Consider the following 19,956-nt stretch of genomic DNA (forward strand, 5'->3'; position numbering starts at 1 on the left):
AAACTCTGGGAGGAGGAGACACCCATGTGCAGACTTTGCAGCCCCGCAACCCCACGCGCACTCTGTCCGGAGGCGAGTCCGCTGCTGCGGACGCCCGAGACCGGGTCCGGTTCCGCCGCGGCGGAGGCCGTCCGCACCAAGATCAGCGCCGCCCCCCTGCCCGAGCTCTCGGGCCAGAAGGGCACGCGGATCCTGCTCAAGGGCGGCGTGATCCTCTCGATGGACGACGAGGTGGGCAACTTCGAGACGGGCGATGTGCTGATCGAGGGTGAGAAGATCCGCGAGGTCGCCGCCAGCATCGACGCCACGGACGCCCACGTGATCGACGCCTCGGGCAAGATCGTGATGCCCGGCTTCATCGACACCCACCACCACCAGTTCGAGACCGGCCTGCGCTCGTCTCTGGCCGACGCCATCGTGGTCAACGACGGCAAGCCCGAGAACGCGCGGAACTACTATGAATCCATGCTGCTGAACTTCTCGCAGCACTACCGGCCCGAGGACGTCTACATCAACGAACTCTACGGCGGTCTCGCCCAGCTCGACGCGGGCGTGACGACGGTGATGGACGTGAGCCAGATCCACCATTCCGCCGAACATTCCGAGGCTGCGATCGAGGGCCTGCGCGACGCCGGACGCCGCGGTGTCTTCGGCTATTTCGAAGGGTGGTGGGACGGCAAGGAATACCCGGGCGGCGCAAAGCGCATCCGGGAGAAATACTTCGCCTCCGACGACCAGCTTCTCACCATGGTGATGGGCGGGGAGATCTACATCGAGGGCTACGAGGAGGCGTGGAAGATCGGCCGCGATCTCGACCTGCAGGTGGCTTTGCACGTCGTGACCACCTTCGGCATGACCCCGACCTTCGACGAGCTGGCCAGGAAAGGCGTCTTCGGGCCCGACAACATCTTCATCCACATGACCGGGATGACCGACGACGCCTGGAAGGCCGCGGCCGATGCGGGCGCCCATGTCTCGCTCTCGGTCCCGATCGAGATGCACATGCGCCACGGCGAGCCGCCGATCCAGAAGGCGCTGGACCTCGGGATGGGCGTCTCGCTGTCGTCGGATGTGGAATGCACCATGTCGGCCGATTTCTTCACCCAGATGCGCGGGATGCTGACGCTCCAGCGGATGCGGGCGAACGAGCGGGCGCTGAACGGCGAGGAAGACCACCCCAAGCTCCTGCGCTGCGCCGAGGTCATCCGGCACGCCACGATCGAGGGGGCGAAGGGTCTGCGCCTCGACCGCCAGACCGGGTCGCTGACGCCGGGCAAGGACGCGGACATCCTGATGCTCGATGCCGAGGCGATCAACGTGGCGCCGCTGAACAACGCGGCTGGCGCGGTGGTGACGCTGATGGACCGTTCGAACGTCGACACGGTGATGGTGGCGGGCCAGATCCGCAAGTGGCAGGGGCAGCTGCTCGGGCACGACATGGCCAAGCTGGGCCGCGAGCTTGCGGCGAGCCGCGACTACATCTTCGAGAAGGCGGGCATTGACCGGAATCTCTTCGAATGACGTAAGGTAAGCGGAGCCGCGGCGCTGTTGCCGCGGTTCTGTCTGTTGGAGGAGATCAGATGAAGTCCACAGCCTGCGCCATCGCGGCGCTGGCCGTTTCGACGGCCACAGCCATGGCCGCTCCCTCGGTGGAGCGTGGAGACTACCTCGTCAATTCGATCATGGGTTGCGGCAATTGCCACACCCCCCTCGGGCCGCAGGGCCCGGTCCGGGACCAGGCGCTCTCGGGCCGGCTGGTCGAGGAGTCGGATTTGATGACGGCCGTCGCGCCCAACATCACCCCCGCCAGCCGCATCGCGGAATGGAGCGACGCGGAGCTTGCCACCGCGATCCGGGAAGGCGTCCGGCCGGACGGCACGATCATCGGCCCGCCGATGCCCTTCAAGGCCTACCGCGCGATCTCGGACGACGACCTCGCGTCGATCGTGGCCTACCTGCGCACGGTGCCCGCGGTCGAGAACGACGCCGGCGCCTCGCGGTACAACATCCCCCTGCCCCCCGCCTACGGGCCGCCGCTCGAAACCGTCTCGGCTCCTGCCGAGGGGGTGACGGCCGGTTACGGCGAATACCTCTCGTCGCTTGGCCATTGCATGGAATGCCATTCGCCGCTGACCCCGCAGGGCCCGGACTGGGGCGAGGGCTTCGCGCGCGGGGGTGCGGAGTTCCACGGGCCGTGGGGCACCTCGACCGCGCCCAACCTGACGAACCACCCGGACGGGCTGGCGGCGTATTCCGACGCCGAGGTGGAGGCCATGATCACCCAGGGCAAGCGGCCCGACGGGTCCGACATGCTGCCGCCGATGCCCTACGGCTACCTCGCCCGGATGACCGCCGAAGACCTCGACGCGCTGGTGCTCTACCTGCGTTCGATCCCGGGCCAGCCCGACATGTGACACCCACCTCCGGCGCGGCCATCCCGGCCGCGCCAACCAGAAAGGCCAGATTATGCTCTTCCCCACCACCCTCGTCGGCAGCTATTGCCAGCCCGACTGGCTGATCGACCGCGAGAAGCTCAAGGGCCAGTTCCCGCCCCGGACCCGCGCGAAGGAGCTCTGGCGCATCCCCGAACCGTTCCTCTCGGAGGCGCAGGACGACGCGACCCGCGTCGCGATCCGCGAACAGGAGGAGGCGGGGCTCGACATCCTCACCGACGGCGAGATCCGGCGCGAGAGCTATTCCAACCGCTTCGCCACCGCGCTCGACGGGCTGGACCTCGACAATTACGGCACCGTCATGACCCGTTCCGGCGCGCCGGTCCCCGTGCCGCGCATCACCGGCCCGATCCGCCGCGCCCGCGCGGTCGAAGTCGAGGACCTGAAGTTCCTGCGCGCCCATACCGACCGGAAGGTGAAGATCACCCTGCCCGGCCCCTTCACCATGAGCCTGCAGGCGCAGAACGATCACTACGCCTCGACCGCCGACGCCGCGATGGATTACGCGCAGGCGGTGAAGGAGGAGATGGCCGAGCTCTTCGCCGCCGGCGCCGACATCGTCCAGCTGGACGAGCCCTGGCTGCAGGGCAAGCCGGACATCGCGATGGATTACGGCATCGAGGCGCTGAACAAGGCGCTCGAGGGCGCGGCAGGCACGACCGCGGTGCATATCTGCTTCGGCTACGCGGCGCTGACGAAGGAGCGCCCCGAGGGCTATTCCTTCCTGCCGCAGATGAAGGATTGCACCTGCGACCAGATCAGCATCGAGACGGCGCAGGCCAATCTCGACACCTCGGTGCTGGAAGAGCTGCGCGGCAAGACGATCATGGTGGGCGTGCTCGACCTGTCGGACATGACGATCGAGACGGGCGAGGTCGTCGCCCAGAGGATCCGCCGCGCCCTGCCCCATGTCGACGCCGACAAGGTGGTGATCGCCCCGGATTGCGGGCTGAAATACCTGCCCCGCGACGTGGCCTTCGGCAAGATGCGTGCGATGGCCGAGGGCGCGAAGATCCTGCGCGCCGAACACGGCTGAGCCCAAACGGAAAACGCCACCCCCGAGGGGGTGGCGCTCCGATGTCCGCAAGGACCTTCCGTCTTACTGGACGACGCCCAGGTTGTTGAAGCTGCCGACCTGCACGAAGTTCGTGAGGTTGTTCGCGCCAACCTGGGTGACCACGGCCTGGTTGTAGTTCCCGCCCGAGATCGACCCTTCGATCGTGTTGCCCGACCCGCTCTGGCTGAAGGCGAACAGGTTGCCGTCCGATTCCGAGGCACTGCCGACGGTCAGCGAGATGCTGTTGCCCCTGCCAGCCTGGAACATGTCGCCCGGGTTCAGAGAACCGGCTGCCGCGAAGGCTGCGTCGCCGCCGAAGGCGCCCGATGCGTTGTTGTTGTCGCCGTAGATCGACGCGGTCAGCGTGTTGGCGCCGGACTGGTCGATGTTCAGAACGTTACCGTCGCCGCCGCCCGAGAGCCAGCTGCCCGAGATGGTCACGGTCGAGGTGTTGCCGCCATCCTGGGTGACGGTGACGGTGTTGTCATCGCCGTAGATGTCGACCAGCGAGTCATTGCTCTGACCGAAGACGCTGGACAGGATGTTGCCCTGGCTGACCGTGACGGTGTTGTCGTCGCCGCTGAGGAAACCGTCGATCGACACGGTCGAGCTGTGGTTGCCTTCCTGCGTGACCGACACGAGGTTCCGGTAGCCGAGGATGTCGACATCGGAGTCGTTGGTGCCGAGCTGCGTCACCTCCACGTCGTTCCGGACGCCGAGAATGTCGACGTCGGAGGTGTTGTCCGTCGTCTGGTCCACATCGACGTCGTTGCTGCTGCCGAGAATATCGACGGTCGAAACGTTCTCGGTGCCGACGTAGGCGGTCAGACGGTTGTCCTGAAGGACATCGACGTTGTTGTCGTCACCGACGATACCGACATCTGAGGTGTTTTCACCATCCTGCGTGACATTCACGTCGTTGTCGTTGCTCCGGCTGAAAATGCCAGCCGAGATCCGGACGTCGGAGTCGTTGCCGCCGTTTGCGGTGCCGCGTTGTTCGACATCGACATCGTTGCGGTTGCCGCCATCGATTTCCACTTCGGAAATGTTGTCGTTGTATGCCTGGGATACACCGACAGCGTTGTCGTCGCCGCGGATGTTGACCTTGGACAGGTTGTCGTCCCCGCCATCAGCATATGGGAAAATGCCCAAGAAGTAGGCAGTCCCGGGCTCCTGATCGACAGTCACGTCGTTCCCGTCACCAGTGACGATGTTGTACGACTCGTTCGCATTGCCATTCTGCGAGGTTGAAAGCGCGTTACCGTTGCCGGTCGCACTGCTGGATGCGATGTTGCTGTCGCCGTCCTGGGTCGTGCCGATGACGTTGTCGTCCCCGTTAACGTAGTCGGACGCCGTGTTCCCGTCGCCGTTCTGGGACAGCGCGGTCTCGTTGCGATCGCCGTAGACGGTCATCTTGGCCTTGTTGTCATCGCCGTCCTGGTCGATGCCGAAAAGGTTTTCGTCGCCGCTGGCCGCGTACTCGGCCGAGTTGCGCTTGCCGTTCTGGCGCACGGCTGCCTGGTCGACACCCACGTTGGCCGAAGCTGCACCCGAGAACGCACCGGTTCCGAAGCCGGCGCCGGTCGCGCCGTTGGAGCCGTTGCCCGAGCCGGATTGGCTGACGTCGATCGAGTTGCCATAGCCACGCTGCTTGATCGCATCGGTGGCCGCGCCGTTGACCTGGCCCAGCACGTTGCCGCTGCCCGATTGCACGATCGTGACCGCGTTCGCCGCACCGTTGGAATTGGTGTTGGTCTGAACGGTGTCGCGCACGACGTTGCCGTCACCGCCGCTCTGGGTCACATCCAGGATGTTCTGGGTCGCTCCCGCGCCGGCCTTGCCGGTCTGGCGTGCGTCGCCAACGAGGTTCGAGTTGCTCGTCTGCTCGATGTCCGCATCGTTGCGGTCCCCGCTCTGGGTCAGCGTCGCAGCGTTCCCGGAACCCAGGTTCTGGGTGATGGCGGCCGTGTTGTTGTTGCCGTCCTGGTCGAGGAGGGCGTCGTTGTTCGAGCCGGCGATCGCGCCGGAGGCGCCGAGCAGCGCAACGCTGGACACGGTCGCACGAAGGATGTGCTTCAGTTTCATGGTAGTTCGTCCCTGATTAAATAGATCCGGAGATGCGCCTGGCGGTTACTGGATGATGCCGGCGATGTTTCCGTTGCCTGTCTGCGCCAGGTAGGCGGTGTTGAGCGTGCCGTCCTGAACAAGAGCGGCCTGGTTCGATTTGCCTGAAATAACTGCTACGAAAGTATTGGAAGCTCCTGTCTGCAGGGCCGCCAGAAGGTTGGCGTCACCCGTGATCGTCGCCTCGATCGCATTGCCGGTCCCGACCTGCCGGATAACCCCGGCCACGAGACCGCCGATCGCGGCATCCCCGGCGAGAATGGCGCCGGAATTGTTGTTGAAGTCGCCCTCGACGGTGAAGGTCGCGGTGTTCGTCCCCTCCTGCAGGAGGTCGAAAACGTTGTCGGACCCGATCACGCGGAACTCGGCCGCGTTCCCGCCGCCCATGCCGCTGTCGTAGTCCTGCTTGGCCGACGCGCGGTTGCGGTCGCCCTCGACGTAGAAGCGCAGGTCGTTGGTGCCGATCTGGATGCCGAGGATGTCGTTGTCGTCGCTCTGGCCGACCAGGTCGAGGAACGCGCGGTTGGTCCCCATCTGGTCGATCCCGATGCGGTTCTGGTCGCCCGAGATGACCGAGGTGGTCAGGTCGTTCTCGTAGCCGTCCTGCCGGATGCCGAGCTCGTTGCTGTCGCCCGTGATGGTGATCAGGCCGACCGAGTTCAGCTCGCCGCCCTGGTAAATGCCGAAGCCGTTGAAGCCGCCCGTCACCGCGACGTCGATCTGGTTGCCGTTCGCGCCCAGCCCGTTCGCCCCGGTATCCTGGATCAGCGCGGCATCCGGGACGCCGCTGATCAGCGCGGGGCCGGTCAGTGCGCGCAGGCCGTTGAAATCACCCGAGAAACGGGCTGTGATCGTGTTCTCGCCGTCCTGCTTGGACGAGATCGAGCGCTGCCGCAGGAGCGCGATCCTGTTGCCTTCGCCGGATTGCGTGATGTCGGCGATCTGGCCCGGCATCGCGTTTTCCTGGATCTGGTAGACCACCGAGACCCGGTTGCCCTTGTCGCCTTCCTGCAGGACGATCAGGCGGTTCGCCTCGCCCGGGATGGCGCCGAGCGCGCTCTGGAGAACCTCGCCCACGATGTTCTCGCTCGAGCTCTGCTCGATCGTGATGATGTTGTGGACCGAGGGGCTGGCCAGCTGGCCGTTCTGCTCGAGCCCGTCCCCCTCGGTGCCGACCCGGTTGTCGGCGCCGGTCTGGCGGACGGTGAGCGCGTTGTAATAGCCGTTCTGCAGCGCCGCGTCGTCTTCGAGACCCACCCTATTGCGCGCGCCGACCTGGTCGATGAGCGCGGCATTGTCGGCGCCGATCTGGTCGATGTGGGCCACGTTGTCGTCCGCCGCGTAAAGCGCGGAAGCCGGCAAGATGGCCAGGGCGGTTGCCGAGAGCAATCTGGTCGCGAGCTTCATGACATGTGCCTTCCGGTCTCCGGCCGCACCCGCTGCCTTAGGGCATGGACCGCAAATTCGATTTCGATGGAAAAGAGTGCCGGATCAGACAATGCAGCCAGCGACGACGCAGAAAGCCGTGCGCGATCCGGCTCTCGCCGATCCGCGTCATTCAGGTTGAAACAAGGAGGCGCGTTTCGCGTCCTTATCCGATTGCCTTAATGTCTTTACGGTTCTGCTGGCGGCATTCAAATTCCGGGCCGCTTCGCCGTTATATGCAAATTAGTCGATCTAAACCTTCACTCCGTTCCCTTATGCGGGCAGACAATGGGGCGAAAACGTGGCATAAACAAGAAGGATGTTTGCACGCCAGACGTGTTCTCATGACTTCCGGACAATCGGCGACCGTTAACCTTTTGTTTACAAGTTGTTTTTGGGACCGTTTCCATTCCGGACCCAGTGCGGCAACGTTCGGTCAGGTCGCCCAAATGCCGTCACACTTCATTAATAATACACCTGCGGTTGCGCTGCCTTACGAGAGACCGCGCCGGCGTTCTCCGAATCACCATCACGCAGCGCGAATCCTGCGTTGACCGGCGCCCGAACATCATGCATCCAAGCCACAATCGATTAGAATGAAGCGGGTGCGGTTGATTCTGCCTCGCGCCATCGGCACACGACGTGTCAGTTAGTTCGCATATTCAATCACAGGGGACGACGTCGCGGCCCACTCTGGCAGGGACGGTCGTGGGAACGGAAACCTAATGAGAGCTTCGACAATTTATTTCAGCGCCATCATGTTGACCTCCACTTCGGCATTTGCCGGCGATCTCGTCTACACGCCGATCAACCCGTCCTTCGGGGGCAACCCTCTGAATGCATCGCATCTTCTGGGCATCGCCAACGCGCAGCGGGACGCGACCGCGAGCGATGCGAACGACGGCACCGGCTCGACCGGCGGCACCGGCGGGAGCGAGACGACCGATGCCGAGCTCTTCGTGCGCCAGCTCGAAGGCCGGCTCCTGTCGGCCCTTGCAGGCCAGGTGACCTCGGCGATCTTCGGCGACAACCCGCAGGACAGCGGCACGGTGACCTTCGGCACGACGACCGTCGCCTTCGACCGCACGCTCGAATCGATCCGGCTCGTCATCACCGATTCGATCGACGGCACGGTGACCGAGATCGTGGTGCCCCAACTGGTCACCAACAGCTGAGCGGCATCGCAACGATCGCTCTTCGAGAATTACAGGCGAAGACAGGACATATCATGAAATTGCCTTTCCCGACCCATTTGGCCAGGAAAGCGGCGATTGCCGCAGCCCTGCTTGCGACCGCCGGCTGCGCCGACATGCAATCGAGCTATTTCGACACCGTCGATCCGACGCTTGTGACCGTGACCACCCAGAACCGCGCGCTGCGGTCCCTGCCCGCGCCGACCGGGCGGATCAACATCGCGGTCTACGACTACCCGGACCTCACCGGCCAGTACAAGGAACGCGACAACGTGCAGTCGCTGTCCCGCGCCGTGACGCAGGGCGGCTCTGCCATGCTGATCAAGGCCCTGCAGGATGCCGGCGAACGCCGCTGGTTCTCGGTCCTCGACCGCTCCGGGCTGCAGGACCTCGTGCGCGAACGCCAGATCGTGACCGAGATGCGCCGCCAGTACCGTGGCGAGGAAAACGTCGATCCCTCCGCGCTGAAGCCGCTGCTGCATGCCGGTATCCTGCTGCAGGGCGGGATCGTCGGCTATGACACCAACGTGCAGACCGGCGGCGCCGGGGCGCGCTATCTCGGGATCGGCGCGGACGGCCAGTGGGTGCTCGACACCGTCACCGTCAGCCTGCGCGCCGTGTCGACCGATACCGGCGAGGTGCTGGCGACCGTGATGGCGCAGAAATCCATCGCCTCCTCCTCGATCCGCGGCAGCGTGTTCCGCTACATCATGCTGGACGAACTGCTCGAGATCGAGGCCGGCACCACCACCAACGAGCCGAAGCAGATCGCCGTGCAGCAGGCGATCGAGAAGGCCGTCTATTCGCTGGTGATCGAAGGCGCCGAGCTGGGGATCTGGAAATTCGCCAACCCCGCCGCGGGCGCCAAGCTGATCGCCGAATACCGGAACGAGAAGTACAGCGGCGCGATCCCGGCGACGGCGCAGAGCGTCCTGCCGCCGATGACGGCCGGAGCCGCCTACATCACCCAGACCCACCCGCGGGCGCGGCCCGCCGCGCGCCGCACCACGGTGCGCCAGCTTCCGCCCGAACCCAAGGAAAGCGCGCCGCCCGCGCCCCCCGCGGCCGGGGACGAAGAGGTCCTGGGGTAAGACACCGCGCCACGGCCGGAACGAACAAAGGGGGCGCGAGCCCCCTTTCCTTTTCCAGGCCGGAAACACTGAGCCCCCCGCGCCGTCGAGGCCGCAAAATGAGCGCGGCATGGGTCCGAAATTATCCGATCCGAACCACAATCCTGCCACGCTGTCTGCCCATCGTCCGACTCGAAAGCGCCCCTCGGGGTTGCAAAAGGAGTCAGACCGATGACCTTCAGGCAGATCGCCCTCGCCGCCGTCGCGCATGTCGCGCTTGGAACCGCAGCCCTCGCGAACCCGAGCTTCGACAACACCCTGGCGCTGAACGACGGCGGATTGGGAAACGTGCTCGAGATCATGCAGCCCGCCACAATGTCCGGAAACAGCGTCTCGATCACGATCGAGGGAGAAAGCAACGGCGGCCTCGGCGGGGAATGGCGCACGCCAGAGTTGTTCTCGGGCTTTCTTGAACCCGGCAACATCGAACAGACCGGAAACGGCAACGTCGCGCGGCTCGAGGTCTTCGGAACCTCGAACCTTTTCAGCGTCTTGCAGACCGGCTCGCAAAACAGCGTTTCCGGCTTCATTTCCGGCTCCAATAATGCCGCGGCCGTGATGCAGGTAGGCATGGGCAATGTCGCTCAATTTCGGCAGGTCGGCACCGGAAATACTTTGGCAATCTCGCAGTCGTCGTGGTAAGCCGTCCCCATACAATTGAGGACGCACGCAATGATTTCAATGCGCAAGACCGGTGCGGCGGCTCTGGCTGCTGCGGTCGTTTTTGGAAGCCCGGCGTTCGCCGGTAACGACAACACCCTTTTCATCATCCAGGAGTCCTCCAGCGGAGGCATCGGCAACACTCTTTTCGTCGACCAGCAGAACGCCAGCAACTCCGTCGTGGCCGGCGACGCGCAGGGCACCACGCCCGCGCAGCAGACCGGCTTCGGCAACGCGGCGACCGTGACCGTCACCGGTGACGGCGGCTCCGTCGCCCTGCTGCAGAACAATCCCGTCGTTTCCGGCAGCGCCGCCGACGTCAACAGCGCGACGCTCAGCGTGGGCGCGCTGGCCTCGGTCCTGCTGCGCCAGGACGGCTTCGGCAACGACGGTTCGGTGGACGTGGCGGGCGTGGGCGCCTTCGGCAGCCTGACCCAGATCGGCAACGGCAACTTCGGCGAGGTCTCGGTCACCGGCAATGGCGCCAGCGGCGCGCTGTCCCAGGAAGGCAACAACAACACCTTCGGCCTGCAGGTGACGGGCGCCAATGTGACCTACACCCAGGTCGGCAACAACCTCAGCACGGCGACGCTGCCGACCGTGGTGTCGAACGGCGGCACCGTCAGCATCACGCAGACCCGCAACTGACGGCCGCCGCCGTGACAAGGCTGCTTGCCCTATTGTCCGCCCTTCTCTTTCCCGCCGCCGTTTCGGCCGGCACCGCCCTGCCCGTGATCAACGTGACCCCGACCGAGTCGGGCTACGAGATCAGCGGCGAGGTCCTCGGCACCGGCGAGGGCGAGGTCGAGGCCCGGCTCACCATCCGCCGCAGCGGTTCGGGGGGCAACATGTCGACCTCGCAGGGCCGGACCGTCTCGGTCCGCTCCGGCAGCCGCGAGCAGATCGGGCGCACCACCTTCAACGCCGGGCCCGATGCCCGGCTCGACATCGCCATGCAGGTGCTGACCGCGGGCCGGCTCGACGCGGAGGCCACCCTCCGCCTCGGCCCCGGTCTGGACGACTAAGACACGCTCAAGGACGACACCGAGGACACAATGACCAAGACCCGACGCACCCTGATGGCCGCCCTGGCCCTGACTCTCTGCGTCGCGGGCGTCTCCGCGGCCCGGGCGCAATCCGCGGAGGCCTTCGTCAAGGCGTTCTCCGGCCAGTGGTACGTCTTCGACAATGCCTATTCCTCGGGGCCCGAGCCCTGCGGCCTTCAGCTGGGCACCGAAGGTGCCGGCGACCCCAAGCGATACGTGGCCAAGGCCGAAAGCTGCACCGCGCCGCTGTCGGCCCTGACGAAATGGCATATCGAGGAAGGCCAGCTCCAGCTCCTCGATGCCGAGGGCACGACGATCGCGCAGCTTGGCGGCAACCAGCTCCGGGTGACGGGCGATCTGGGCGACGGCAGCCGCGCGGTGATCGCCGAACGCGGCGCGGGCAACCAGGACACCGCGGCGCTGGCCGCCGCGATCCGCAAGCACCGCTGCGTCTATTCGGGCTTCACCTCGACCTGCGCCGAGAAGGCCGACCTGCAGGCCCCCGAGATGACCGGCGACGACGGCGCCTTCTCGAGCGTCGGTGTCCTGGTGAAGCTGAACGTCCGCAACCAGCCGCGCAACGACGCGCCGGTGATCGGCGTGCTGAACGAAGGCACCTGCCTGAAGGTGAATTACTGCACCACCGCCTCGGACGGCGTCTGGTGCCGCGCCCGCTTCGGCGCGCAATCCGGCTGGGTCAAGAAGACCGCGCTGCGCCAGTCCGAATGGCCCGTGATGACCTATGCCAATTCCTGCACGGCAGAGCCCGAAACCAAGACCGACGGGTGAGACATCTTTCCGCTGCGCCGGCCGGGCGCGGCGGGATTTTCGCCATTCACGCTGCGGGCCAAAGGTCTCGCCCCCGCGCCATCAAGGTGTCGTTCGGCTTGGATGGTGGGTGATGAGGGACTCGAACCCCCGACATCTTCGGTGTAAACGAAGCGCTCTACCAACTGAGCTAATCACCCGTGCGCGTCCGTCTATCGCAAAGCCCGCGCGGGGGGCAAGGGGTACATGAGCACGCCGCCGTTCGTCGTCTTCTCCGATCTCGACGGGACCCTGCTGGACCACGAGGACTACACCTGGACCGCGGCGCTGCCGGCGCTGGCCAAGCTCCGGGCGCATGGGGTGCCCGTCGTGCTCGCCTCGTCCAAGACGGCGCCCGAGATCGCACCCTTGCGCGAACAGTTGCGGCTGACCCACTGCCCCGCCATCGTCGAGAACGGCGCCGGGATCCTGCCGCCAGGCACGGCGCCCGACACCAGCAACGCGGCCTATCTGCGGCTCCGGCGCATCCTCGACGCGATGCCGCCGGGCCTGCGCCGGCATTTCGAGGGCTTCGGCGACTGGAGCGCGGACGAGGTCGCCGAGCGCACCGGGCTGCCCCCCGAGGACGCGCGCCTCGCCCGGCAGCGCGGCTTCTCCGAGCCCGGCGTCTGGACCGGCCCGGCCGAGCTCAGGAGCCGCTTCCTCGCCCAGCTCGAGGCCGAGGGCGTCAGCGCCCGGCTGGGCGGCCGGTTCCTGACGCTCTCCTTCGGCGGCACGAAGGCCGATCGCATGGCGGAGGTGCTGGAGGGCTACGCCCTCGGCGGCGCGCCCCCGCCTGCGGTGGCGCTCGGAGATGCGCCGAACGATGTCGAGATGCTGAATGCCGCGGATCACGGGGTCATCGTGGCGAACCCGCACGGGAGCGAACTGCCGGTTCTGGCGGGAGAACGGGCAGGACGCATCCGGCGGAGCACGAAACCGGGTCCCGCGGGTTGGAACGAGATGATCCTCAGGCTAGTTTCCGAATTGACAGCCCGCAGCGGCGATTAGAAGGGGATATCGGTGGCGGACTTTCATCAGAACGGCAATATCGCGACGATCCACAATCTCCGCACCACCACCGACGAGGATCTCACCAGGGAGCTCGTCACCTTCGCCAACACCCGCAAGATTTCCCTCATCCTGCCCTCGCTCTATTCCGAGCTCGAGGGCGAGGCGCTGCCCAACATCCTCAAGGAACTGGCGCAGGTCCCCTACCTGCACCGCATCATCATCGGCCTCGACCGCGCCGACGAGGCGCAGTACCGCCACGCGCGCGATTTCTTCTCGGTCCTGCCGCAGAACCACGTCGTGATCTGGAACGACAGCCCCCGGATGCTCGAGATCCAGCGGCGGCTCAACGATCTGGGCCTCGCGCCGAACGAGCCCGGCAAGGGAAAGAACGTCTGGTCCTGCCTCGGATTCCTGATCGCCTGCGCCGATACGGCGGTGGTGGCGATCCACGATTGCGACATCGTCACCTACGACCGCGAGATGCTCTCGCGCCTCGTCTACCCGGTGGCGAACCCGAATTTCCCCTACCAGGTGGCCAAGGGCTATTACGCCCGCATCGGCAGCGGCAAGATCAACGGGCGGGTCAGCCGGATGCTGGTCTCGCCCCTGCTGATCGCCCTGAAGCGGGTGATCGGGGACCGCGACTACCTCGATTTCCTGCGCGCCTTCCGTTATCCGCTCTCGGGCGAATTCGCGATGCGGACCTCGATCCTGCCCGACCTGCGGATCCCCTCGGACTGGGGGCTCGAGATCGGGGTGCTCTCCGAAGCCTGGCGCAACCTCGCGCCCAAGTCGGTCTGCCAGGTCGAGATCTCGGACGCCTATGACCACAAGCACCAGGAGCTGTCGCCCGAGGACAAGTCGAAGGGCCTCAGCCGGATGTCGATCGACATCTGCAAGGCGGTGTTCCGCAAGCTCGCCGCCGACGGGACCGTGTTCAACGAAGAGGTCTTCCGCACGCTCAAGGCCACCTACTACCGCTCCGCGCTCGACCTGCTCGACAGCTATTACAACGATGCACGGATGAACGGGCTCTATGTCGACCGGCACCAGGAAGAGGCGGCGATCGAGATGTTCGCCGAGAACATCATCGCCGCCGGGCACGTGTTCCTCGACAACCCGGCCGAGACGCCCTTCATCCCCACATGGAACCGCGTGCATTCCGCCGATCCCGACCTGATGGCCGACATGCTGAAGGCCGTGGCGGCCGACCTGCGGGAATACGGCATCTGAGCGGTTTCGGCGGTCCGCCGCCCGAGACCCGCGCGGGCTTCCGTTGCGGCAGGCCTTCCGGCTAGGCTGACCGGAGCGGCGGGCATCCCGACCCGCCCGGACAGGAGGCCCCCATGACATCCCGCTTCGCGCCCCTCGCGCTCTCCCTCATCCTCGCCGCGCCGCTGCACGCCCAGCAGGCGGCGGACAGCGTGGCCCCCGAGGCCGCCGGGACCGCAGAGACCGGCTTTGCCGCCCTGCCGGACCGCGTGCAGGCCGCGCTCGACGCCAAGGCGCAGGGCAGGCCGAGCGAGGCACAGGAGTGGATGATCGCCGCCGCCAACCCGCTGGCGGTGGAAGCGGGCGCGAAGGTGCTGGAGGCCGGTGGCAGCGCCGCCGACGCGATGATCGCCGTGCAGAGCGTGCTGGGACTGGTCGAACCGCAGAGCTCCGGCCTCGGCGGCGGCGCCTTCCTGGTCTGGTACGACGCGGAGAGCGGGGCGCTGACCACGCTCGACGGACGCGAGACGGCGCCCCTGGACGCCACCCCGCAGCTCTTCCAGGACGGGAGCGGCCAGCCGCTCGGCTTCTTCGATGCCGTGGTCGGCGGCCGCTCCGTCGGCACGCCGGGCACACCACGCCTGCAGGAGGAGGCCCACCGTCGCTGGGGCCGCGCCAACTGGGGCAGCCTCTTTGCCGACGCCATCACGCTGGCGGAGGATGGCTTCACCGTCTCCCCGCGCCTCGCCGCGCTCGTGGCCGAGGATCCCGAGCGGCTCCAGCGCTTCCCCGAGACGGCCGCCTATTTCTTCCCAGAGGGCACGGCGATCGCCGCCGGAGACCGGCTGACCAACCCGGCCTATGCCGACACCCTCCGCCAGATCGCCGCCAGGGGGGCGGACGCCTTCTACACCGGGCCCATTGCCGAGGACATCGTCGCGCGCGTCCGCGGGGCGGACGGCAACCCGGGCGTCCTCTCCACCCTCGACCTCGCGCTCTACCAGGTGAAGGAGCGCCCGGCCGTCTGCGCCCCGTACCGCGCCCACGAGATCTGCGGCATGGGCCCGCCCTCCTCCGGCGCGCTGACGGTCGGACAGATCCTCGGCATGCTCGACAGCTACGACCTCGCCGGGCTCGGTCCGGACGATCCCGAGGCCTGGCGCCTGATCGGGGACGCCTCCCGCCTCGCCTTCGCCGACCGCGGCCGCTACATGGCCGACAGCGATTACGTCCCGATGCCCACCGAAGGGCTGGTGGCGCCCGCCTATCTCGCCGGACGCGCAAAGCTCCTCGACACCGACATGGCCCTGACCGAGGTCGGCCCGGGCGCGCCCGAATGGGACCACGCGATGCTCTGGGGCGATGACGACGCGATCGAGCTGCCCTCGACCTCCCACATCTCCATCGTCGACGCGGACGGCAACGCGCTCTCGATGACCACGACGATCGAGAACGGCTTCGGCTCGCGCCTCTTCGTCCGGGGGTTCCTGCTGAACAACGAGCTGACGGACTTCTCCTTCTCGACCCATGACGAGGGCCGAGCGATCGCCAACCGGGTGGAGCCCGGCAAGCGCCCGCGCTCCTCGATGGCGCCCACCATCGTGATGCAGGACGGCGCGCCAAGGCTCGTCATCGGCTCACCGGGCGGCAGCCGGATCATCGGCTACGTCGCGCAGGCCATCATCGCGCATGTGGACTGGGGGATGGACGTGCAGCAGGCCGTCGCGATGCCGCACATGGTCAACCGCTTCGGCACCTTCGATGTCGAGGAGGGCGCCGACGCCGGGGCCATGGTCACGCAACTGACGAACCTCGGCTTCGAGGCCGCGGCGCGCGAGCTGAACTCGGGCCTGCACGCCATCGCCATCGGCGAGACCCTCACCGGCGGCGCCGATCCCCGACGCGAAGGCATCGCCCTCGGGGACTAGCCCCGATCTTCATCTTTCCGGAAATACTCCCGCCGGAGGCTTCGCCCGCCCCCGGCGGGCGAAATCTGCCCGGCGCTCCGCGCGTTCGGCCCTGAAACGCTCCACCGGAGCGTTTCCGAGGTGGGCGGCGCTCCGCGCGTTCGGCCCTGAAACGCTCCACCGGAGCGTTTCCTGGACGGGCCTCACCCCCTGTTCGTGATCCAGCGGCACTGGTAGGGCGCGAAGCCGATCGGGCCGCCCGACGGCTCGACCCGCTCCCCGCTGAGCAGGTCCACCCATTCCTCGCCCTCGATCAGGTTGATCGCCAGCGGGTCGATCTCGACCGTCTCGGCACTCACGTTGTGCAGCGCGAAGATCGACTGGTCCCGGTCGAGGCTCTGGCGCCAGAGCCCGAAGACCCGCTCGTCGAGCTGCAGGGTGAACTGCGTCGCATTCGGATGGAACGCGCGCTGACGGCGCCGGATGCCGATCCGGCGCAGCATCTCCTGCAGGACCACGTGCTGGTCGCTCTCCGGGTCCTCCAGCAGCGCCTGCAGCCGTCCGTAATCCCAGCGGTGCCGGTTGATGGCGCGGTTGTGGCCGGTCTTCTCGACCGCCTCGCGGTCATTGGGCGTGGCCAGCAGCGCGTGGATGTAGAAGGCGGGGATCCCCTCCAGCGCCATCACCAGCGTCTGGCTGGCGAGGAACCGCGCGACCTGGTGGCCGTCCTCGCCGGCGAAGGTCCCCTTCATCGCCTCGAACCAGGTGATGTTCAGCTCATAGGGCGATTGCCCGCCCCCCGGCAGCGCCCGCATCGAAACCTCGCCGCCGAAGCTGCGCACCGCGTCGATGACCTTGCCGGTGTCCTCACCCGAGAGGATCCCCTCCGCCGGCCGCATCCCGATCCCGTCATGGCTCGCGGTGAAGTTCAGGTACGCGCATCCGAGCTGCGCGGGCGGCATCCCGCCCTGCCAGCGGATCAGGCGCTTCGCCGTGCCCGCGAGCATCGCGTGCAGCACCAGCGGGGGCAGCGAGAAGTTGTAGACCGCATGCGCCTCGTTCCGGTTGCCGAAATACGAGAGGTTCTCGGCATTGGGCACGTTGGTCTCGGTCAGCAGGATCAGCGGTTCGGCCGCGTAATCCGCGAAATGCCGCATCAGGCGGACGATGGCATGGGTCTGCGGCATGTGGATCGACCTGGTGCCGACCTCCTTCCAGAGGAAGGCCACGGCGTCGAGCCGCACGATCCGCACGCCGTTGTCCATGTGCAGCCGCATGATCCGCAGGAATTCCAGCAGCACCTCCGGGTTGCGGAAGTCGAGGTCCACCTGGTCGTGGCTGAAGGTGCACCAGACATGGCGCGTGCCCCGGCTGGTCTCGACCTCGCGCAGCAGCGGATGGGTGCGCGGGCGCACCACCTCGGACAGGTCGTCCTCGGGCGAGGCCTCGAAGAAGAACCCGTCGTAGGGCGCGTGCCCCTGCCGGTAGGAGGCGAACCAGTTCGACTGCGACGAGACGTGGTTCAGCACGAGGTCCGACATCAGCAGGAATTCCGACCCGATGCGCGAGATGTCGGCCCAGTCGCCCAGCACCGGGTTCACCGCCCGGTAATCCGTCACCGCGAAGCCGTCGTCCGAGGTATAGGGGAAGAACGGCAGGATATGCACGCCGTTGATCGTGCCGACGAAATGGCTGTGCAGGAAGTCCCGCAGCAGGTCGAGCGGCTTGTGCTGCCCGTCCACGATGGAATTGCCGTAGGTGATGCAGAGCGCATCGCGCTCCGACCATTGCCGGTTGCCGGGCACCCGGCCCCGCTTGCGCATCGTCGCACCCTCGGGCCAGAAGGCCTCGACAAGGCGGGGGCCCAGCTCCTCGGCGGCGTGGTCGGGATAGATCTGCTGGATCAGGCCGTTGAGCTTGGCCCAGAACGGCGATCGGGCATCGGACATCAGGGAGCGCCTCGCTAGCTTCTCCCCTGTTTCAAGGATCGGCGGGAGGGTTTCAACCCCGACGACCGGCCCGGGCCGCGAAGGGCGCCGCCGTCCGGTGCCGCGCGTCTAATTGCCGGTCACCTGATCGATCGACTGCTTCAGCTGGTAGAGGGAGCGGGCATGCACCTCGGTCAGGCCCGTGGTGCGGACCCCCCGCAGGTCGTCGACCCGGGACAGGACGGTCCGCAGCCACGTGTCCTGCGCGACGTCCCCGCCGGCATGGGCCGCCAGCGTGCGGGCAGCGCCACGCAGCGCCTCCTCGAATCTCGAGAGCCCGAGACACGGAGACGCCCGCGGCACATCCGCGGCAGTCCCCCTTGCGGAAACCTGAACATAGGCGTCGGCGAGCGCGTAATAGGCTTCCACCATCGCCTCGCGCGCCACGCCGATATCCGGTGCGCCAGCATCGCACCGGACCAAACACTCGGACCGTTTCAACTCGTACCCCTTGAATTCCCGAACACTCGGAAAGCTGAGCGTGGGATGCCGGATTAACCCCGGATTGACGAGGTCCCGCATCGGTTTTGCGGAAGACCGTGGCGCCGGGGCAACCATTTCCGAAATGGTTGCCGCACGGGCGTCGAGGCGGGTCGCCCGAGGACGCGGGCAAGGCCAGCCGGGCGAAGCGGCGCGAGATGCGATCGGAAGGAAGGAAGTGGTGGGTGATAAGGGATTTGAACCCCTGACATCTTCGATGTGAACGAAGCCGCGTAGCCTCTGCCGCAGCTTGACGCGTCAGGCTCCCTCGCCTCTGTTAATCTTCAAATTGAATATGTACCTTGTCCGGAAGAATTGAAGGACAACGCCGTGACGACCGAAGATCTGAACACCATTGCGGCCACGGTCGCTCGCCTCGAAACAATCGACACTGACCTACAGCGGCGCATCGCCTGCCTTTCCGACCGCGCGATCCGACCGTTGGAGCTGATTGAAGATGCGCTGTTGCTCATACCGGAGGGCTTCGAATGGGGCGCCGGATCTGGTGAGGACCCTGGCTTCTGGGCGTGGGTCGCGCCTCAAGCCCATGCTGAGGAGATCGTTACCGCGTCCCGCCTCACATTTGCGATCACCGCGGCCGCGCTCTGGGCGATTTCCAACGCGCGGGAACAGGTCGCTTGATGCTGCGCTACCCCTACACATTCGAGTTCAGCCCGGCCATAGAAGCCTTCTTCGTCGAGAATAACATATTTTTGTCCCACCCATTGAGGATTGCCGGCGTGCACAAGCCGGGGGAGCGTCTGACCATTCAACGGCAAGCCCTGGTCGAGCCGTATTCGGCGATGTGCAAGGGCGTCTTCGTTTCCATGGGGGCCTTTTCTTTCAACCAGTCGCGGATCTTCCCTCCGAACCGCATCGGCCGCTACTGTTCCATCTCTTGGTCTGTCTCCATAATGGCAGGCGATCACCCGATCGAACACGTCAGCACGCATCCCTTCACCTACCGAGACTATTACGAGCGGCGCATCAAGCAGGACTGCGGAGCGGCTCCGGCGATCGCACCATTCACCCCTGACCGGGGGCCCGTCGAGATCGGCAACGATGTCTGGATCGGCCAGAATGTCCTGATACGGAACGGCCTGAGCATCGGCAACGGGGCTGTCGTGGCAGCCGGCGCGGTCGTAGTGAAGGATGTGCCGCCTTACGCAATCGTGGGCGGCAATCCCGCCAAAGTCATCCGGTATCGCTTCGATCCGGAGGTCATTGCGAAACTGCAGCATTCGGAATGGTGGCGATACCACATCAAGGATTTCGAGGGTCTTGACGTCGCAGACCCTGGCGCCTTCGTCGACGGTCTGGCCGCCCGCGTGGCAGCGGGTGACGTTCAGCCCTACCGACCGCAGGTCATCGACCTGGCGCAGGAGATCGATTCTGTGGTGAAATCTGACGCAGCCGTCATATAGGCTGCATCAGCGGCGCGCGCATGCTGGACCTGCGGC

At 66.3% G+C, this 19,956-nt stretch carries 18 protein-coding genes and 1 tRNA gene; 14 read left to right on the plus strand and 5 right to left on the minus strand.

Annotation, left to right across the window (positions count from 1 at the left end; genetic code table 11):
* The first annotated feature begins 24 nt into the window (after positions 1–24).
* Genes Q344_RS0108785 through Q344_RS0108795 form a run of 3 tightly spaced genes read left to right on the plus strand, consistent with a single transcriptional unit; the run spans position 25 to position 3,489 of the window.
* A complete protein-coding gene (locus tag Q344_RS0108785) occupies positions 25–1,521 on the plus strand; it encodes an amidohydrolase family protein (RefSeq protein ID WP_028286367.1) in 1,497 nt (498 codons plus the stop codon).
* Positions 1,522–1,580: 59 nt separating this feature from the next.
* Positions 1,581–2,414: a c-type cytochrome gene (locus Q344_RS0108790; RefSeq protein WP_051630421.1), complete on the plus strand. Its 834-nt coding sequence runs from the start codon at positions 1,581–1,583 to the stop codon at positions 2,412–2,414.
* Positions 2,415–2,466: 52 nt separating this feature from the next.
* Entirely contained in the window at positions 2,467–3,489 is a 1,023-nt protein-coding gene (locus tag Q344_RS0108795) for a uroporphyrinogen decarboxylase family protein (RefSeq protein WP_028286369.1), read from the plus strand.
* A gap of 63 nt (positions 3,490–3,552) precedes the next feature.
* Here the strand turns inward: Q344_RS0108795 and Q344_RS0108800 are convergent, their stop codons facing one another.
* Complete coding sequence (locus Q344_RS0108800; RefSeq protein WP_028286370.1) at positions 3,553–5,595, minus strand: beta strand repeat-containing protein; 2,043 nt, start codon at positions 5,593–5,595, stop codon at positions 3,553–3,555.
* A gap of 45 nt (positions 5,596–5,640) precedes the next feature.
* Positions 5,641–7,041, minus strand: a complete 1,401-nt coding sequence (locus tag Q344_RS0108805; protein ID WP_028286371.1) for a hypothetical protein — start codon at positions 7,039–7,041, stop codon at positions 5,641–5,643.
* Positions 7,042–7,817: 776 nt separating this feature from the next.
* On the opposite strand from Q344_RS0108805, the gene Q344_RS0108810 reads away from it, so the two are divergent.
* The 6 genes from Q344_RS0108810 (at position 7,818) to Q344_RS0108835 (ending at position 11,877) form a co-directional block, all read left to right on the plus strand.
* Entirely contained in the window at positions 7,818–8,234 is a 417-nt protein-coding gene (locus tag Q344_RS0108810; RefSeq protein ID WP_036538522.1) for a curli assembly protein CsgF, read from the plus strand.
* A 53-nt stretch (positions 8,235–8,287) separates the two neighbouring features.
* Positions 8,288–9,343 (plus strand): CsgG/HfaB family protein, encoded by a 1,056-nt coding sequence (locus Q344_RS23510; protein ID WP_084178338.1) that lies wholly within the window; start codon positions 8,288–8,290, stop codon positions 9,341–9,343.
* 210 nt (positions 9,344–9,553) lie between these two features.
* On the plus strand, positions 9,554–10,024 hold the full coding sequence (locus Q344_RS23515) for a hypothetical protein (RefSeq protein ID WP_036538525.1): 471 nt from the start codon (positions 9,554–9,556) through the stop codon (positions 10,022–10,024).
* A 30-nt stretch (positions 10,025–10,054) separates the two neighbouring features.
* On the plus strand, positions 10,055–10,690 hold the full coding sequence (locus Q344_RS25085; protein ID WP_156954652.1) for a hypothetical protein: 636 nt from the start codon (positions 10,055–10,057) through the stop codon (positions 10,688–10,690).
* Positions 10,691–10,701: 11 nt separating this feature from the next.
* Positions 10,702–11,067 (plus strand): curli-like amyloid fiber formation chaperone CsgH, encoded by a 366-nt coding sequence (gene csgH, locus Q344_RS0108830; RefSeq protein WP_156954653.1) that lies wholly within the window; start codon positions 10,702–10,704, stop codon positions 11,065–11,067.
* Between the two features lie 30 nt (positions 11,068–11,097).
* Positions 11,098–11,877 carry an SH3 domain-containing protein gene (locus tag Q344_RS0108835; protein ID WP_028286374.1) on the plus strand — a complete coding sequence of 260 codons (780 nt, stop codon included), beginning with the start codon at positions 11,098–11,100 and terminating at the stop codon, positions 11,875–11,877.
* A 103-nt stretch (positions 11,878–11,980) separates the two neighbouring features.
* Here Q344_RS0108835 and Q344_RS0108840 read toward each other — a convergent pair.
* Positions 11,981–12,056, minus strand: a tRNA-Val gene (locus Q344_RS0108840).
* 46 nt (positions 12,057–12,102) lie between these two features.
* Here Q344_RS0108840 and Q344_RS0108845 point away from each other — a divergent pair.
* The 3 genes from Q344_RS0108845 (at position 12,103) to ggt (ending at position 16,049) form a co-directional block, all read left to right on the plus strand.
* A complete protein-coding gene (locus Q344_RS0108845; RefSeq protein WP_028286375.1) occupies positions 12,103–12,906 on the plus strand; it encodes an HAD-IIB family hydrolase in 804 nt (267 codons plus the stop codon).
* A gap of 12 nt (positions 12,907–12,918) precedes the next feature.
* Complete coding sequence (locus Q344_RS0108850; protein WP_028286376.1) at positions 12,919–14,142, plus strand: glycosyltransferase family protein; 1,224 nt, start codon at positions 12,919–12,921, stop codon at positions 14,140–14,142.
* Between the two features lie 113 nt (positions 14,143–14,255).
* Positions 14,256–16,049 (plus strand): gamma-glutamyltransferase, encoded by a 1,794-nt coding sequence (ggt, locus tag Q344_RS0108855; RefSeq protein WP_028286377.1) that lies wholly within the window; start codon positions 14,256–14,258, stop codon positions 16,047–16,049.
* Positions 16,050–16,231: 182 nt separating this feature from the next.
* On the opposite strand, the gene Q344_RS0108860 is transcribed toward ggt, so the two are convergent.
* Both Q344_RS0108860 and Q344_RS0108865 read right to left on the minus strand, forming a co-directional pair.
* Positions 16,232–17,977 (minus strand): sugar phosphorylase, encoded by a 1,746-nt coding sequence (locus Q344_RS0108860; protein ID WP_028286378.1) that lies wholly within the window; start codon positions 17,975–17,977, stop codon positions 16,232–16,234.
* Between the two features lie 108 nt (positions 17,978–18,085).
* Positions 18,086–18,403: a hypothetical protein gene (locus tag Q344_RS0108865; protein ID WP_028286379.1), complete on the minus strand. Its 318-nt coding sequence runs from the start codon at positions 18,401–18,403 to the stop codon at positions 18,086–18,088.
* Positions 18,404–18,826: 423 nt separating this feature from the next.
* Between Q344_RS0108865 and Q344_RS0108875 the strand changes: the two genes are divergently transcribed.
* Positions 18,827–19,138, plus strand: coding sequence for a hypothetical protein (locus Q344_RS0108875; RefSeq protein WP_028286380.1), 312 nt, complete (start codon positions 18,827–18,829; stop codon positions 19,136–19,138).
* The gene (locus tag Q344_RS23525) at positions 19,138–19,920 is read left to right on the plus strand and encodes a CatB-related O-acetyltransferase (RefSeq protein WP_051630426.1); all 783 of its coding nucleotides are present in this window, start codon (positions 19,138–19,140) and stop codon (positions 19,918–19,920) included. Before Q344_RS0108875 ends, Q344_RS23525 begins: the two co-directional genes overlap by 1 nt.
* Positions 19,921–19,956: the final 36 nt, after the last annotated feature.

The organism is Pseudooceanicola nanhaiensis DSM 18065 (genome assembly GCF_000688295.1).
In the GTDB taxonomy this organism is placed as follows: domain Bacteria; phylum Pseudomonadota; class Alphaproteobacteria; order Rhodobacterales; family Rhodobacteraceae; genus Pseudooceanicola; species Pseudooceanicola nanhaiensis.